The organism is Streptosporangium sandarakinum (genome assembly GCF_050942225.1).
Taxonomy (GTDB): domain Bacteria; phylum Actinomycetota; class Actinomycetes; order Streptosporangiales; family Streptosporangiaceae; genus Streptosporangium; species Streptosporangium nondiastaticum.
This window is the reverse complement of the sequence record NZ_CP192034.1, coordinates 8,132,898-8,147,733: the sequence shown is the minus strand read 5'-3', so window position 1 is coordinate 8,147,733 and position 14,836 is coordinate 8,132,898. Positions and strand designations below refer to the sequence as shown.

14 protein-coding genes are annotated in these 14,836 nt (G+C 71.5%); 5 read left to right on the top strand and 9 right to left on the bottom strand.

Features of this window, described 5'->3' with window-relative positions; translation table 11 throughout:
- The first annotated feature begins 86 nt into the window (after window positions 1-86).
- Together ACQP10_RS37355 and ACQP10_RS37350 are read left to right on the top strand one after the other, a co-directional pair.
- Window positions 87-755 carry a ribonuclease HII gene (locus tag ACQP10_RS37355; protein ID WP_433540608.1) on the top strand — a complete coding sequence of 223 codons (669 nt, stop codon included), beginning with the start codon at window positions 87-89 and terminating at the stop codon, window positions 753-755.
- A 129-nt stretch (window positions 756-884) separates the two neighbouring features.
- A complete protein-coding gene (locus ACQP10_RS37350) occupies window positions 885-1,973 on the top strand; it encodes an LLM class flavin-dependent oxidoreductase (protein ID WP_433540607.1) in 1,089 nt (362 codons plus the stop codon).
- 85 nt (window positions 1,974-2,058) lie between these two features.
- On the opposite strand, the gene ACQP10_RS37345 is transcribed toward ACQP10_RS37350, so the two are convergent.
- Complete coding sequence (locus tag ACQP10_RS37345) at window positions 2,059-2,445, bottom strand: SCO5389 family protein (RefSeq protein ID WP_189246959.1); 387 nt, start codon at window positions 2,443-2,445, stop codon at window positions 2,059-2,061.
- 71 nt (window positions 2,446-2,516) lie between these two features.
- Entirely contained in the window at window positions 2,517-3,482 is a 966-nt protein-coding gene (locus ACQP10_RS37340) for an ATP-binding protein (RefSeq protein ID WP_346018356.1), read from the bottom strand.
- 105 nt (window positions 3,483-3,587) lie between these two features.
- On the opposite strand from ACQP10_RS37340, the gene ACQP10_RS37335 reads away from it, so the two are divergent.
- Window positions 3,588-3,908: a DMT family transporter gene (locus tag ACQP10_RS37335; protein ID WP_179821799.1), complete on the top strand. Its 321-nt coding sequence runs from the start codon at window positions 3,588-3,590 to the stop codon at window positions 3,906-3,908.
- A 10-nt stretch (window positions 3,909-3,918) separates the two neighbouring features.
- Here ACQP10_RS37335 and ACQP10_RS37330 read toward each other — a convergent pair whose 3' ends face one another.
- From ACQP10_RS37330 to ACQP10_RS37310, 5 genes are all read right to left on the bottom strand, one after another.
- Window positions 3,919-4,335 (bottom strand): RrF2 family transcriptional regulator, encoded by a 417-nt coding sequence (locus tag ACQP10_RS37330; RefSeq protein WP_346018357.1) that lies wholly within the window; start codon window positions 4,333-4,335, stop codon window positions 3,919-3,921.
- A gap of 4 nt (window positions 4,336-4,339) precedes the next feature.
- Window positions 4,340-5,359, bottom strand: coding sequence for an ABC transporter permease (locus ACQP10_RS37325; protein WP_346018358.1), 1,020 nt, complete (start codon window positions 5,357-5,359; stop codon window positions 4,340-4,342).
- Complete coding sequence (locus ACQP10_RS37320) at window positions 5,349-6,077, bottom strand: ABC transporter ATP-binding protein (RefSeq protein WP_179823336.1); 729 nt, start codon at window positions 6,075-6,077, stop codon at window positions 5,349-5,351. The genes ACQP10_RS37325 and ACQP10_RS37320 overlap by 11 nt, the downstream gene beginning before the upstream one ends.
- 197 nt (window positions 6,078-6,274) lie before the next feature.
- Entirely contained in the window at window positions 6,275-7,342 is a 1,068-nt protein-coding gene (locus tag ACQP10_RS37315; protein WP_346018359.1) for an ABC transporter substrate-binding protein, read from the bottom strand.
- Window positions 7,343-7,505: 163 nt separating this feature from the next.
- Complete coding sequence (locus tag ACQP10_RS37310) at window positions 7,506-8,819, bottom strand: LCP family protein (protein WP_399498606.1); 1,314 nt, start codon at window positions 8,817-8,819, stop codon at window positions 7,506-7,508.
- A gap of 283 nt (window positions 8,820-9,102) precedes the next feature.
- On the opposite strand from ACQP10_RS37310, the gene ACQP10_RS37305 reads away from it, so the two are divergent.
- Window positions 9,103-9,891 carry a hypothetical protein gene (locus ACQP10_RS37305; protein WP_433540606.1) on the top strand — a complete coding sequence of 263 codons (789 nt, stop codon included), beginning with the start codon at window positions 9,103-9,105 and terminating at the stop codon, window positions 9,889-9,891.
- Window positions 9,892-10,044: 153 nt separating this feature from the next.
- The gene (locus tag ACQP10_RS37300; protein ID WP_346018362.1) at window positions 10,045-11,505 is read left to right on the top strand and encodes an MFS transporter; all 1,461 of its coding nucleotides are present in this window, start codon (window positions 10,045-10,047) and stop codon (window positions 11,503-11,505) included.
- A 39-nt stretch (window positions 11,506-11,544) separates the two neighbouring features.
- Here ACQP10_RS37300 and ACQP10_RS37295 read toward each other — a convergent pair whose 3' ends face one another.
- Entirely contained in the window at window positions 11,545-12,549 is a 1,005-nt protein-coding gene (locus ACQP10_RS37295; RefSeq protein WP_433541968.1) for a sensor histidine kinase, read from the bottom strand.
- Between the two features lie 799 nt (window positions 12,550-13,348).
- Window positions 13,349-14,785, bottom strand: coding sequence for an LCP family protein (locus tag ACQP10_RS37290; protein ID WP_399498604.1), 1,437 nt, complete (start codon window positions 14,783-14,785; stop codon window positions 13,349-13,351).
- Window positions 14,786-14,836: the final 51 nt, after the last annotated feature.

Here is a 14,836-nt window from a genome sequence, read left to right as displayed (position 1 = left end):
GCGGTCGAGCCGGGAACGCTCCGGGAACGGCACCGCGGTGCCGTACCGGGCGGCGGCGGGGCGGGTGAGCCGGTAACGTCGGGGCCGTGCCTCCCTCCTACGCGCTCGAACGCCTGCTGTCGGCCGGCGGTTCGAAGACGGTGGCCGGGATCGACGAGGTCGGGCGGGGCGCCTGGGCCGGGCCCGTCGCGGTCTGCGCCGTCGTCACCGACCTGTCGGAGCCGCCCGCGGGGCTGACCGACTCCAAGATGCTCACCCCCGCCCGCCGCGCCACGATGGCCGCCGAGATCACCGGCTGGGCGACCGGGATCGGGTACGGCGAGGCGTCGTGCGAGGAGATCGACGAGCTGGGCATGACCGAGGCCCTGCGCCGGGCCGCCCGCCGGGCGCTGGCCGCGCTGCCGGTCCGGCCGGACGCGGTCATCCTCGACGGCAAACACGACTACCTCGGCTCGCCGGGGCCGGTGCGGTGCGAGGTCAAGGCCGACCTGTCGTGCGTCTCGGTGGCCGCGGCGTCGGTGATCGCGAAGGTCCGCCGCGACGCCCACATGGCCTCGCTCGGTTTCGAGGAGTACGGCTTCGCCGACAACGCGGGCTACCCGTCGCCGGTCCACCAGCGGGCGCTGGCCGAGCGCGGGCCGACGGAGCACCATCGCCTGTCATGGTCCTATCTCGACGATCTGCCCCGCTGGCGCCACCTGAAGCGGCACCGCAATCCCCTGACCGGCGAGGGCCAGCTCGGACTCTTCGGCTGAAAGCCCATTCCCTCCCTTGAGGCCCGGGCTCGAATCGTTGGGCGATGCCGGAATCGAGCGGCCATGAAGTCCCGGGGTAACGGTGGTCTGGTCTTTCCCGGCCGGGTTCGCTGATCCACAGTGGGCGGCATGCGGATGGGCGTCTTTCTGATCGCGGCGGGTTTTCCCGGGCGGGACGCGGGAGAGGTGCTGCGGGACACGGTGGAGGCGATCGCCGTCGCCGAGGAGGCCGGTTTCGACGACGCGTGGATCGCCGAGCACCATTTCATGTCGTACGGCGTGTGCCCGTCGGCGGCCACCCTGGCCGGGGTGGCGCTGGGCCGTACGTCCCGGATCGGGGTGGGGACGGCGGTGAGCGTGCTGTCCACCCGGCATCCGGTGGACCTGGCCGAGCAGGCGGCGATCCTCGACCGCGTCTCGGGCGGGCGGTTCACGCTCGGGGTGGGGCGGGGCGGCCCGTGGGTGGACCTTGAGGTGTTCGGCACGGGGCTGGAGCGGTTCGAGCGGGGGTTCGGCGAGTCGCTGGACCTGCTGTGCGCGGCCCTGGACGCGGGGACGGTCTCGGCGGAGGGGGAGTTCTTCCGGTTCCGGCCGGTGCCGGTGGTCCCGCCCGCGCGGCTGCGGCCGGTGGTGGCGTGCACCTCCGCGCCGACCGTCGCGCTCACCGCGGAGCGGGGGCTGCCGATGCTGCTGGGGATGCACATCGGCGACGCCGAACGGGCCGCGATGATCCGGTCCTACCGTACGGCGAGCGAGGGGGCGGGCGGGGAGCGGCGCGGGAACGGGGACGGCGACCCGGGCGGCGAGGGGCGGGGCGTCGGTCCGGGGGGCGGGGGCCGGGACGGCGGCGCGGGCGGGGGCGTGGATCCCGGGCACGTGGGGGCGGCCGTCGGGTACGTGGCCGACACCACCGAGCGGGCCGTGCGGGAACTCAGGGAGGCCATGCCCCGGTGGCTGGCTCCCGGACTCGCCGGTCACGTGCCCGTGGACGGCCGGCCGGGCCCGCGGCGCGACATCGGGACGTACGTGGACTTCCTGTGCGACACGCACCCGGTCGGCTCACCGGGGCGCTGCGCCGAGAGGATCGCGCGCACCGCCGGGGTCACCGGGCTGCGGCACTTGATCCTCATGGTCGAGGGTGCGGGCGACCACGCCCGCACCCTCGACAACATCCGGCGGCTCGGGGAGCAGGTGCTCCCCCTGGTCCGGGACCTCTGACCGGTGGCCCCGGAGGCTCCGCCGTACCGGGCGGCGGCCTCCGGGGCGCGGGCCGGGGGTCCCGGCGGTCCGGACGGTGAGGCGGCTAGCAGTCGACGAGTTCGGGTGACTGGTTGAGGATCTGGGACCTGGCGGTGACGAACTCGGCGAGGGCGCCGGTGGCCGCCGGGTCGAAGACCGCGACCCGGTGGCAGTTCTGGAAGGCGAGCCTCATGCCGAAGTGGCGCTCCAGGGCGCCGCGCATGGAGTCGCTGGCCAGGCAGCGCAGGAGCTGACCGCGGGCCTGCTCGTCCGGCGGTGGAACGGTGTTGTCGGCGAACTCGGCGCCGGTGCGTTCACGCCTCTCGACCAGCTCGGTGATCACCGCCCAGGCGTACGGCAGGGAGTCGCGGACGCAGGCGACGAACGCCTCGTCGTCGACCTCGCCGGCCCTGGCCTGGTCGAGAAGATCCTTCGAAACGGTCAGCGACATGCTGCGTTCTCCTCTCGCAGATCGCAAAGGGGACGTTTTCCGACCCTAGGTCGGCCTGTCGGCCGCTCCACCTAGCGCGGGAGCGACACTCGTGTGGGTCCGAAGATGAAGCCGGGGTCGACCTGGGCGGCAAGGTCCTCGCCGGTCGCCCGGTTCGCCCAGGCCCGGGCGTTGCGCAGGTGGAACTCCACCGCCTGCTGCCCGAACTTCCACCAGTCCTTCTCCTGGGCGTCCAGGCGCGCGAGAAGCGTGCCGAGCGCCTTCACGCCGGTCGGTTCCAGGTCGCCGAGCGTGAACGGCCGGCCCTGCTCCATGGCCCGGATCGCCGCCGAGTGCTCCAGGCACACCAGCAGGTCGTCGCCCACGTGTTCACGTAGGAACGCGACGTCGGACGGGCCGTGCACCTTGTTGCCGACCACCGCGACCGGCACGTCGAAGTCGGCGGCGTAGTCGCGGTACTGGCGGTAGACGCCCACCCCCTGCCGGGTGGGCTCGGCCACCAGGAACGTCATGTCGAAGCGGGTGAACAGCCCGGAGGCGAACGAGTCGGCCCCGGCGGTCATGTCGACCACGACGTACTCGCCGGCGCCGTCGACGAGGTGGTTGAGGTACAGCTCCACCGCGCCGACCTTGGAGTGGTAACAGGCCACCCCCAGGTCGGTCTCCTCGAACGGGCCGGTGACCATCAGGCGCGGCCCGTCGGGCGTGATGGCCGAGAAGCGGGTGTGCACGGGGTCGTCGAACTCCCCCAGGCGCAGCAGCCGCGACCCGCGGCCGGGCGGGGTGGTCTTGACCATCGCCGCGGCGGAGGAGATGAGCGGGTTGTCGCCGCGGAGGTGCTCCTTGATCTCGGTCAGGTGCGTGCCCATCGGGCGCGGCAGCGCGCTCTCGGGCATCCCGAGCGCCATGCCGAGGTGCTGGTTGATGTCGGCGTCGATCGCCACGACGGGTCCGCCCCTGGCGGCGACGTATCTCGCGAACAGCGCGGACAGGGTCGTCTTGCCGCTGCCGCCCTTACCGACGAATGCCACCCTCACGTCAACGATCCAATCATGATTATGAAAACCGTTTCACTCCGCTGGAGCATCATGCCACGAAGGGCGGGTGAGCGGGGGCAGAACCGCTGTGAGAGGCTCTGCCAGATGACGGTCGCATGGGTGGTGCTGGTGCTGTCGGGGCTGATGGAGACCGCGTGGGCGGTGGCCCTGGATCGGTCCCAGGGGTTCTCCCGGCCGGTGCCCAGTCTGATCTTCGTGGTGACGCTGGTGCTGAGCATGATCGGGCTGGGGTACGCGCTGAAGTCGATCCCGGTCGGTACGGCCTACGCCGTGTGGGTCGGGATCGGCGCGGTCGGCACGACCGTCGTCGGCATGGCGTGGCTCGGCGAGCCCACGTCGGTGGCGAGGATCGCCTGCCTGGTGCTGGTCGTCGCCGGGGTCGTCGGCCTGAAGGTCTTCCACTGAGCCGCGCGGCTCAGGGCACCGGTTCCCCATGGCCGCCGGGGATGGCGTTCCGGGTGATGTGGGCGATGGTGATCTCGGAGAGCAGGGTCTCCTCGTGCTCGCGAAGCACACTCCAGACGTGCGCGATCGGCCGGGCGACGCCGGGGTAGTCGTCGTTCCTGAAGTGCTCGGGCCTGCCCTCGACCACCATGATCACGTCGGCCAGGGTGATCTCCTCGGGGGGCCGGGCCAGCCAGTAGCCGCCGTCCGGGCCGCGCTGGCTGTGGATCAGGCCGGCGCGGCGCAGCTGCAGCAGGATGTTGTCCAGGAACCTCCGCGGGATGTTCTGCGCCGCGGCGACCTTCTCCGCGGGCACGGGCCCCGGGCCGGTGGCGGCCAGCTCGGCGACGGCCCGCAGGGCGTACTGGGTCCTGGCGGAGACGCGCATACCGTCAGGCGCTCGTCCGGGCGAGGCCCCAGCGACGGCGCAGCGAGGTGTCGGCCGTCTCGAACAGCAGGTCCACCGCGATGCCGATGACCAGGATCACGATCATCGTGGAGAGCAGGCCGGCCGAGTCGGCGAGCTCGCGGTCGAAGAACAGCCGCTCGCCCAGCGACGACTGGTGAGCGATGATCACCACCAGCTCCCCGGCCATCAGCGACCGCCAGGCGAAGGCCCAGCCCTGCTTCAGCCCGGCCAGGAACGACGGCAGCGACGCCGGCAGGATCACGTGGCGGTAGAGCTGCAGGCGGCGGAAGCCGAGCACGTGCCCGGCGCGCAGCAGGATGGGCGGCGTGTAGTCCACCCCGGTGATCAGCCCGTTGGCGATGGACGGCGCCGCGCCGAGGATGACCACGAAGGTGATCGCGCTCTCGGTCAGCCCGAACAGCAGGATGGCCAGCGGGAACCAGGCGATCGACGGCATGGTCTGCAGGCCGGTGATCAGCGAGCCGAAGGCGGCCCGCAGCACCCGGACCCGGGAGACCAGGGCGCCGACGACCAGGCCCGCCACCACCGAGACGGCGAAGCCCGTCACCGCGCGGCGCATGGTCACGCCGATCGCCTCCCAGTACTCGCCGGTGGTCAGCCGGTCGAGGAGGACCGGGGCGACGTCGGTGGGCCCGGCGAAGACGTACTCCGGCCAGAAACCGGCCCACACCACGCACTGCCACACCGCCAGCACGATGGCCACGGCCAGGGCCATCGGCCACAGGCGGCCCCAGACGCGGGCGGCCGGGCCGCCGGACGACTCGCCGCCCAGCTCCAGCGCGTCGAGCCCGGCGAGCTGCCGGGCGTGGGCGTCGGCGGGCGCGCGGTCCGCGCCGCCGGTGACCGCGGCGCCGGCGGTGGTTCCGGTGACCCCGCCGTCCGCGGTGACCGCGGTGTCCCCGGGAGGCGCGGCGCCGTCGGCGCCGATCGCGGTGTGACCGGTGTCGTCGACGCCGGTGGTGACCCTGGTGTCAGCGGCCATGGCGCATGACCTCCTCCCGGAGCCGGCCCGTCACGGCGCCGGCGATCTCCGCCACCTCGGCGGAGTCGGTACGGCGGGGCCGTTCGAGCGTGATGGGGAAATCCTCGACGACCCGCCCCGGACGGCTGCTGAGCAGCACGACGCGGTCGCCGAGCCGTACGGCCTCGCGGACGTTGTGGGTGACGAACAGGACGCTGAGCCGGCGTTCCCGCCAGATCCGCTCCAGCTCGTCGTGGAGCAGGTCGCGGGTCATCGCGTCCAGCGCGCCGAACGGCTCGTCCATCAGCAGGACGTCGGCGTCCTGGGCGAGCGCGCGGGCCAGGGAGACCCGCTGGCGCATGCCCCCGGACAGCTCGTGCGGGCGCTTGCCGCCGAAACCGCCCAGGTGGACGGTCTCCAGGAGCGCCGCCGCCCGCTCACGCCGTTCCCGGGAGGCCACGCCCTGGACCCGCAGCGCCATCTCGACGTTGGCCGAGACGGTGAGCCAGGGGAACAGGGCCGGCTCCTGGAACATCATGGCGATCTTCCGGCCGCCGGTGCCGATCCGGCCGGCCGTGGGGGTGTCCAGTCCGGCGACCAGGGAGAGCAGCGTGCTCTTGCCGCAGCCGGAGGCGCCGAGCAGGCAGACGAACTCGCCCGGGGCGACGGAGAGCGTGACGTCGTCCAGGGCGTGCAGCCCCTTCCTGCCCTGGCCGTAGACCTTGGAGACGCCGTCCAGCCGGACGGCGGGCCCGGCGTCTCCGACGGCCCCGGTGTCCTCGGCGCCCCCCGGACGGGCGGTCCCGGGGGCCGGGGCGCCCTGGGCGCCCTCGGTGCCCTGGCCGTGCCGGCTGTTCCGGGCGCGTTCCCTGAGCGGAGTCCTCACGTCCTCCTCCTTCCGATCGGCGATTGCGGCGGGTTCGACGGGCTCACGGCTCACCTGTCGGCGATCTCCGGGCGGCCCTTGGCCTTGTGGATCTGGTTGAGGACCGACAGGTCGTAGATGCCGTTCAGGTCGACCGGCTGGAGCAGGCCGATCTTGATCGCGTGGTCGGCGCTGGCGGTCAGCGAGGAGGCGATGGGGTCGTCGGTGAAGGTGATGTTGGCGAAGGCGCGGTCCAGGACCTCCTGCTTGAGCGGCTTGCCGGTCAGCTCGGCGAGGGCCGCGTTCACGGTCTTCGCGGCGTCGGCCGGGTCGGCCTCGATCGCCGCGTTGGCCTCGACGTGCCCTTCGAGGAGCTGCCGGACCGTCTCCGGGTGCTCGGCGGCGAAGTCCTGGCGGACGATGAGGTGGGTGATCACGAACTGCTTGTCCGGCCACAGGTCCCGCTCGTCGACGAGGACCTTGCCCTTGCTCTCCAGGACCAGCCGGCTGGCGAACGGCTCCGGCACCCACGCGCCGTCGATGTCGCCGGTGGCGAAGGTCTGCAGGGTCTGGGAGTTCTCCTGGGGGACGATGCCGACGTCGCCGCCGCCCTTGGTGTCGGTCTTCAGGCCCTTCTGCTGCAGCCAGTAGCGCAGGGCGACGTCCTGGGTGTTGCCGAGCTGGGGTGTGGCGATCTTCTTGCCCCGCAGGTCCTCGACGCTCTTGATCTCGGGCTTGACGACCAGCGAGACGCCGCCCGAGGCCGCCCCGGCGATGATCTTTATGGCCTTGCCCTTGGACTTGGCCCAGGCGTTGATGGCGGGGTTGGGGCCGATGTAGGTGGCGTCGACCGCGCCCGAGAAGATCGCCTCGATCGCGGCCGGGCCGGCGTTGAAGGTGCTGGTCGTGAGCTTGGTCGAGCCGAGATGCTTGGCGAAGAGGCCCTTCTCCACGCCGACCAGTGCCGTGGCGTGGGTGATGTTGGGGAAGAACCCGAGCCGCACCTCGGCGAGCTTGTCCCCGCCACCGGAGGCGGTCGCGGTGCCCGCCGTCTCCGATCCCCCGCAGGCGGCCGACAAGGTCGTGAACGCCAGTGCGGCCAGCGCCGCCACCACCCCGCGAGCCCTGCGAGCCTTCATGGCCACTCCTAATTCCTACTAAACAAGTCGGCTATGCGTATATAAAGGCCGACTCTACCCACCTGTCAAGTAGGAAAATGGCACGCCCCGGTCACGACGCTCTCCGGCGGGCGCCGGGCGCGAGGGGTCGCGCGATGCCCGCCGTCCCGGACGGCCTCGCGGGTCAGCCGCAGACGGAGTCGAGGACCGTCGCGGTGTTCGGGCGGAACCGCTGGGAGTCGTCGCGGTGCGCGACGACGGGGGGAACCGGCCTGACCAGGGTCGCCGCGATCTTGTGCTTGATCAGGTCGTAGTCGGGGTACGCGGTGTTGATCAGCGGCGGGACGAACTGCAGGGTCCGGATCTTCGACTGCTTCACCTTCTCCGCCAGCTCGACCAGGTTCGGCAGCAGCCCCTGCGGGATGTCGGTGGAGACGGCGTGCATCGTGGCGTCGGCCAGCTTCTCGAAGCTCCGCAGGACCGTCACCGGATCGGCCTGCTTGGCGACGGCGTTCATCAGGCACTTCTGCCGGCCCATCCGGACGTAGTCGTCGCTGTAGGTGCGGGCCCTGCCGTACCAGAGGGCCTGTTCGCCGGTCAGCCTGCGGGTGCCGGCGGGGATCAGGCCCTCGTTCTGCCGGCCGTACACGATGGGATCCCTGACGGTGACCCGCACGCCGCCCATCGCGTCGATGATGTCGGCGAAGCCGAACATGTCGACCATCGCGTAGTAGTGGATCGGCAGGCCGGTGATGCCGCTGACGGTCCTCTTCAGCAGCGTGGGGCCGCGGTGCCCCCGGGGGACGCCCGGGACGACGTCGGGGTGGTCCTCGGCGTACTGCCAGACCTCGTTGAGCAGGCCGGGGGTGTAGGGCGGCTCACCGCCGAAGCCGTAGGGGAAGTGCTGACGCGCCGGGCCGGGCGGCATCGGGACCTTCTCCAGGTTTCTCGGCAGGCCGAACAGCACGGTGTCGCCGGTATGGGTGTCGACGCTGGCCACGGTCATGCTGTCGGTGCGCACGCCGATCCGGTTGGCCGCGGCGTCGCCGCCGATCAGCAGGATGTTGATCCGGTCGCGACCCTGCCAGGGGTCCACCGGGATGGGCGCGCCGTTGGCGGTGAAGATCGAGGTCACGACGTGCTGGGAGACGTAGGCGAGCCGGGCCGCGTACGCCATGGGGGCGACCACCAGGGCGCACAGCACGCCCACGGCGAGGGCCGACAGCAGCCGGGCCGGGCCGGACAGCGACTCCGGCCTGACGAGCTGGTAGGAGCGCACGGTCACGGTCACGGTCGCGGCGGCGAACAGCAGCGCGGCCAGTCCGAAGACCCACAGCCAGGCCGGCTGGACGATCAGGGCGAGCAGCTCGGCCCGGGAGGTGAGAAGGAGGATCGCGACCCCCCCGACGAGGGTGACGAAGGTCCCCATCAGGGCGATGCCGGCCGCGCGCCGGCCGACCCACAGGTGGGCCAGACCCCACAGAACGGCCGATCCCAAGGTGATCGCCAGGCTCGGCCCAATGTTCAAACGACCCCGTTGACCTGCCATCTCTCTAACATCTCCCGTCCGTTGGCCCCAGGTGTCACAGATTAGTAACGGTTTTCGGATGAATGCGCTATGAGGCGGTGCGACGCGCGGGGAAGTCCGAGTCAAGGTTCGTTGGGAGGTCCCTGCCGTTTCCGGTGATTGCCCTCATCCAAATCGCGGCCAAAAGAGAGACATATGCGGTTTTGCGCGGCGAATTCGGGGATTTCCCGCTAAGGGGCGGTGAGGGGGATCGGTGCGGGGAGCGATCAGCGCTTTTTCGATCATGTTCGGTTGCGCGCTCACCCCGTTCGCGCTCGCCGGTTTCTGGGTGGCGGACGAGATATCCGGCTCCGGCCGCTACGTGGCGGACGTCGCGCCGACGGCGGCCGACCCCGCGGTCCGCGACGACGTCACCGACCGCGTCACCGCCGAGATCTCCCGGTCGCTGCCCGGCATGGACCGTCCGGCCACCGCGGACCTCGTCCGCCGGTCCGTGAACGCGGTCGTCACCGGCGGCGACTTCCCCGCCGTGTGGGCCGAGCTGAACCGGGCGGCGCACCGGCGGGTGGTCTCCGTGCTGCGGGACGGACCCGGGCGGGCGGCCCCGGAACGGGTGGACCTCGACCTGACCCCGGTGTACGGCATGGCCCGGCGGGAGCTGGCCGCGGCCGGGCAGGCGGGCGCCTCCCGCCTGCCCGACCTGCACCCGCGGATCGAGTTGCTCCCCGTGCGGGCGCTGCTCGGCGCGCGGACGGCCTGCGACTGGCTGGTCCGGCTGAAGTGGGCACTGCCGCTGCTGCCCGTGCTGCCGCTGGCGGCGGGGTGGTCCTCGCGGGCGACCGCGAGGAGGCGCTCAGCGGCGCCGGGTTCGGGCTGGCCGCGAGCATGGTCGCGCTGGCCGCCGGGCTGGCCGCCGTCCGCTCGCTCTGCCTGCCCGTCCCGGCGGACGGCGGTCCCCCGTCCTCCGCCGTCTACTCGATCTTCGACGCGCTCGCCCTGTTCCCGAGGATCGGCCTGCGCGTCGTCTTCGCGGCGGGCCTGATCACGGCCGGGGTGGTCGCCATCGTCCGCGAGCACCGGTCCTCGCGCGAGCCGCCCCCGCCCCCGGCGCCGGACCCGGATCCGGACCGTTCCGAGGCCTCCACCCTGGTCCGGGGTGGCATGAGATGTTCTTCACAGGGTAGCCGGTGGCGCCATGAGCGACGTTGAGACGGGGACGGTGACCACCAAGGTCCCCGCGCGGCTGGACCGGTTGCCATGGTCACGATGGCACTGGATGATCATCATTGGCCTCGGGACCGTCTGGATCCTCGACGGGCTCGAGGTGACCATCATCGGGAACCTCTCGGCGCAGCTCGCCAAGGAGGGCAGCGGCCTGGCGATCACCCAGGCCCAGGTCGCCGGTACGGCGGCGGCCCTCTACGTGGCCGGCGCCTGCGTGGGAGCGCTCTTCTTCGGCTGGCTCACCGACAGGTTCGGCCGCAAGAAGCTGTTCATCATCACGATGGTGGTCTACCTGGTCGCCACCGCGGCGACCGCCTTCTCGTTCTCCGCGTGGTGGTTCTTCCTCTTCCGCTTCCTGACCGGATTCGGCATCGGCGGCGAGTACGCGGCGATCAACTCCGCCATCGACGAGCTGATCCCCAGCCGCCACCGCGGCCGCATCGACGTCGTCATCAACGGCAGCTACTGGCTCGGCGCCGCCGGAGGCGCGCTGCTGACCGTCCCCCTGCTCAACGACCTCCCGGTCAACATCGGCTGGCGCGTCGCCTTCGGCCTGGGCGTGGTCCTCGGCCTCGGCATCCTCCTCGTCCGGCGGCACGTGCCGGAGAGCCCCCGCTGGCTGTTCATCCACGGCCGGGGCCGGGAGGCGGAGGAACTGGTCGACGGCATCGAGGAACGCGTCGAGACCGAGAAGGGCGAGCGCCTCTCCGAGCCCTCCTCCTCCATGACCATCCACCAGCGCCGGTCGATCGGGTTCGGCCAGATCGCGCACACGATGGTCGCCCGCTATCCCAAGCGCACCGTCCTCGGCTTCTCGCTCTTCATCGGGCAGGCGTTCCTCTACAACGCCATCACCTTCGGGTACGCCCAGATCCTGTCGACGTTCTTCAAGATCGACACCAACACCGGCTACTTCTTCGCGGTCATCGCGGTCGGCAACTTCCTCGGCCCGCTGCTGCTGGGTCACCTGTTCGACACCGTCGGCCGGGTGCCCATGATCTCCGGCACCTACATAGGGTCCGGGGTGCTGCTGCTCGGCACGGCGTGGCTGTTCAACCAGGGCGTGCTGACCGCCGTCACGCTGACCGCCTGCTGGTGCGTCGTGCTCTTCTTCGCCTCGGCGGGGGCGAGTGCGGCCTACCTGACGGTCAGCGAGATCTTCCCGATGGAGACGCGGGCCATGGCCATCGCCTTCTTCTACGCGATCGGCACCCTCGTCGGCGGTGTCGCCGGGCCGCTGATCTTCTCGCACCTGGTCGAGAGCGGCAAGCCGGGTGACACGGCCCTGGCCTTCGTCATCGGCGCGGTCCTGATGATCGCGGCCGGGCTGGTGGAGGTGTTCCTCGGGGTCAAGGCCGAAGGCAAGAGCCTTGAGGACATCGCGGAGCCACTGACCAGCGCGTCGGCCAAGAGCAGCACCGCGGCGGCCTGAACAGGCCTTTCCGGGCCCGCCGTACGGCGGGCCCTTCGCCTAGCCTCGCCGGGCCCTGCCCGGCTTTCCCGGCCGGTGCGCGTCCCCCGTGCCGCCGGGCGGCGTCTCCACGTCACCGGACAGCGGCAGCCGCAGGACGAACCGGGCGCCCTCCCCCCGCGGCCGGTCCGTCGCGTACAGCCTGCCCCCGTGCGCCGTCGCGATCTCCCTGGCGATGGACAGGCCGAGCCCCGTTCCGCCGGCCTCCCGGCTGCGCGCGGTGTCCAGGCGGGTGAACCGCTGGAAGATCCGTTCCCGGTCGGCCTCCGGGACGCCCTGGCCGTTGTCGACGACCTCCAGCACGGCGTCGTCCCCGTTCTGGCAGACGTTGACCTCGATCATGCCCGCCGCGTGCCGTTCGGCGTTGGCCAGCAGGTTGGTCAGGACCCTGCTGAGCTGGAGCCGGTCTCCCCGGACGACCACGCCCGGGTGCAGCCGCATGAGCACCTCGTGCCGGGACGGCCGCTGCTCCATCTCGCCGGTGACCAGCTCCGCCAGGTCGACGCGCCGGGGTTCGGGCCGCGCCCCGGCGTCGAGGCGGGCGAGCGTGAGCAGGTCGTCGATGACGGCCTGGAGCCGCTCGGCGTCCTTCAGCGCCGACCGCATCGCCAGTGCCGAATCCTCGGCCTCCGGGTCGGCCAGTGCCAGCTCCAGCTTGGTGCGCAGGCCGGTCAGCGGGGTGCGCAGCTCATGGGAGGCGTCGGAGGCGAAGCGGCGCTCCATCTCCCTGGCGTGCTCCAGCCGGTCGAGGGTCCTGTTGATCGACTCGATGAGCGTGTTCAGCTCGCTGCCGGAGGCGGGCACGGCTATCCGGTGGCTGAGGCCGGAAGCGGCGATCTCCGCCATCTCGGCACGCATCTGCCGCACCGGTTCGAGGGCCCTGCCGACCAGCCACCAGGTGCCCCAGCCCACCAGCCCGAGGAGCACGAGGCAGAAGGCGGTCAGCACGCCCTCCAGGGTGTGGCCGACCAGCAGGGGCGGTCTCTGCTCGGCCGCGTAGACCATGACGTCGCCGTGCGGGGAGAAACTGCCCTGCAGGCCTACGACGACGAAGCACGTCCGCCCGGCCCCGGGGACCGTCACGCAGGGCTCGTCCACCACGCGGGTGTCGTCCGGGCCGGGCCACATGCGGCTGATCGGCGGCATCCCCCGCATCATGGGGCTGGCCGCGACGACCCGGCCGGCGCGGTCGACGGCCTGGAGCCGGCCGACGGCGTTCGTGGGGATGGTCCCGTCGGGCACGCCCCGGCGGACCTCCCTGACCGCCACCCGGGCCGCTTGGGAAGCGCTGTCCGTCACGGAGCCCAGCGCCTTGGACCGCAGGCCCGCCGACATCGCGAGCACGCCGATCCCGAGCACCAGCGCGAAGATCAGAACGGTGATGAGCGTCGCCCGCCCCTGTAAGGAACGCGGACCTCGCCAAACGGCCACGGACCTCCTCCGGTCTCCTTCCGGTCGGACACTCACCGAACACTAGGAGCCGGGCATCCATCGGGGAGGTAAAGAGGGAATGCCTTTCGTGGCTTTTTACGCAAAAAGGACAATATCCCGTATTTCGTCCCGGGAAGCGACGCCGAGCTTTGGATACGCCTTGTAGGGGTGGTATCCGACCGCGCGAGGGGCTGGGGAAGAGCCGGGCGGCGATGTCCCGGTTGGACAGGCCGCCGGTCGTACCATCTGCAGCTCCTGGGGGACGAGGCGGGCCGGCGCGCCGGGGGCGGGCGCCTCGGGCGCGGCGGATCCGGTCGCGCCCGGCTCCCGTGCAACATGGGTGGAACCCTGGTTGTTTACCCGAATTGAGGGATCAGGCGCCCGCGCAGGAGTCATGGGTGGCGTCGAACCCCTTCAGGCTGTCGGTGTCGTTCGACCTGAGGGGCTTGAGCCCCTTCCAGTCGTCGCCGATGGTCAGGATCAGCCTCGACGTGGTCGCCCGGGGCACCGCCCGGCCGGTCGAGGCGAGCAGGTCGCGGCTGAGCGTGGGGACGCCGGGCTCGCCGTTCGGCGAGTACATGATCGTGGTCTTCGGGTACGGCTTACGCGGCGCGTCACCGATCTTGTAGATGTGGTAGCCCCGCTCCTCAAGCTGGACGGCCACCTGTGACCCCAGGCCGGAGCGGTTCGTCCCGTTGCGCACCTCGACCTGGATCTTCGAGCGGGAGACCTTGGTCTGCCCGCCCTTGATCCCGGACCCGGCGAACGTCTTATCCCGCGCGACCATCTGGAACAGCGTCCGGCTCTGCGGCTGCACCCACTCCACCCGGCCGGGGTGGGTGGCCGAGTATCTCCAGGGCGTGGTGACGAAGTGGATCTGCCCGGCGGCCATGCCCTTGGCGCTCGTCGCCAGGTCCTTCATGACGCCCGTGGTGAGGCCGGAGTCGGTGGTGACCGACTTGGTGGCCGCGTCCAGGAAGCCGAAGAGCCTGGTGGGATCGGTGAGCGTGTCGCCGCTCATCACCTTCTTGATCATGGAGGCGACGAACATCTGCTGCCGCTGGATGCGCCCGATGTCGGAGCCGTCGCCGAGGCTGTAGCGGACGCGGACGTAGCCGAGTGCCTGCTCGCCCATGAGGACCTGTCGCCCGGCGGGAAGGTTGAGCAGGGCCTTCACGTCGCGGATCGGCTCCGGGAGGCAGACCTCGACGCCGCCGACCGCGTCCACCATGCTCTTGAAACCGGTGAAGTCGACCTTCACGAAGTGGTCGATGCGGATCCCGGTGAGCGACTCGACGGTCTTCCAGGTGCAGCCGATCCCGCCGAAGTTGAACGACTCGTTGATCATGCCGATGTGCGCCCGCTGGCCCTGCAGGCCCCCTGTGGCCTTGCAGTCGGGGAGCTGCACCATGGAGTCGCGGGGGAAGCTGATGACCATGGCGTTGTCCCGCTTCGGCGAGATGTGCGCCAGCATGATCGTGTCGGTCCGCTCGCCGACCTCCCGGCCGTACTTGGCGTTCTTGCCGTTGCGCTGGTCGGAGCCGACCACCAGGACGTTCATCGCCTTGGTCGCGATCTTTGCGGGTCGCGCGCCCAGCTCCTCGGCTCCGACCTCGACCCGCTTGACGTTCCCGTTCAGCTTGACGTAGGCGGCGGCCGCCGTCCCTGCCACCGCCACCACGACGGCGGTGCCGCCGGCCACCGTCCACCGGAGCCACCGGCGGCGGCGCCGCCCGGCCCGCGCCGGGGGCTGCGCGGGCGCGGTCTGCGCGGAAGGTTCCGCGGGCGCGTCCATCGACCCGTTGCTCACGTGACTCCCAAGGGGACTGGCCGGGGCGCACGCCCTCGGCTGGGGCCGGAT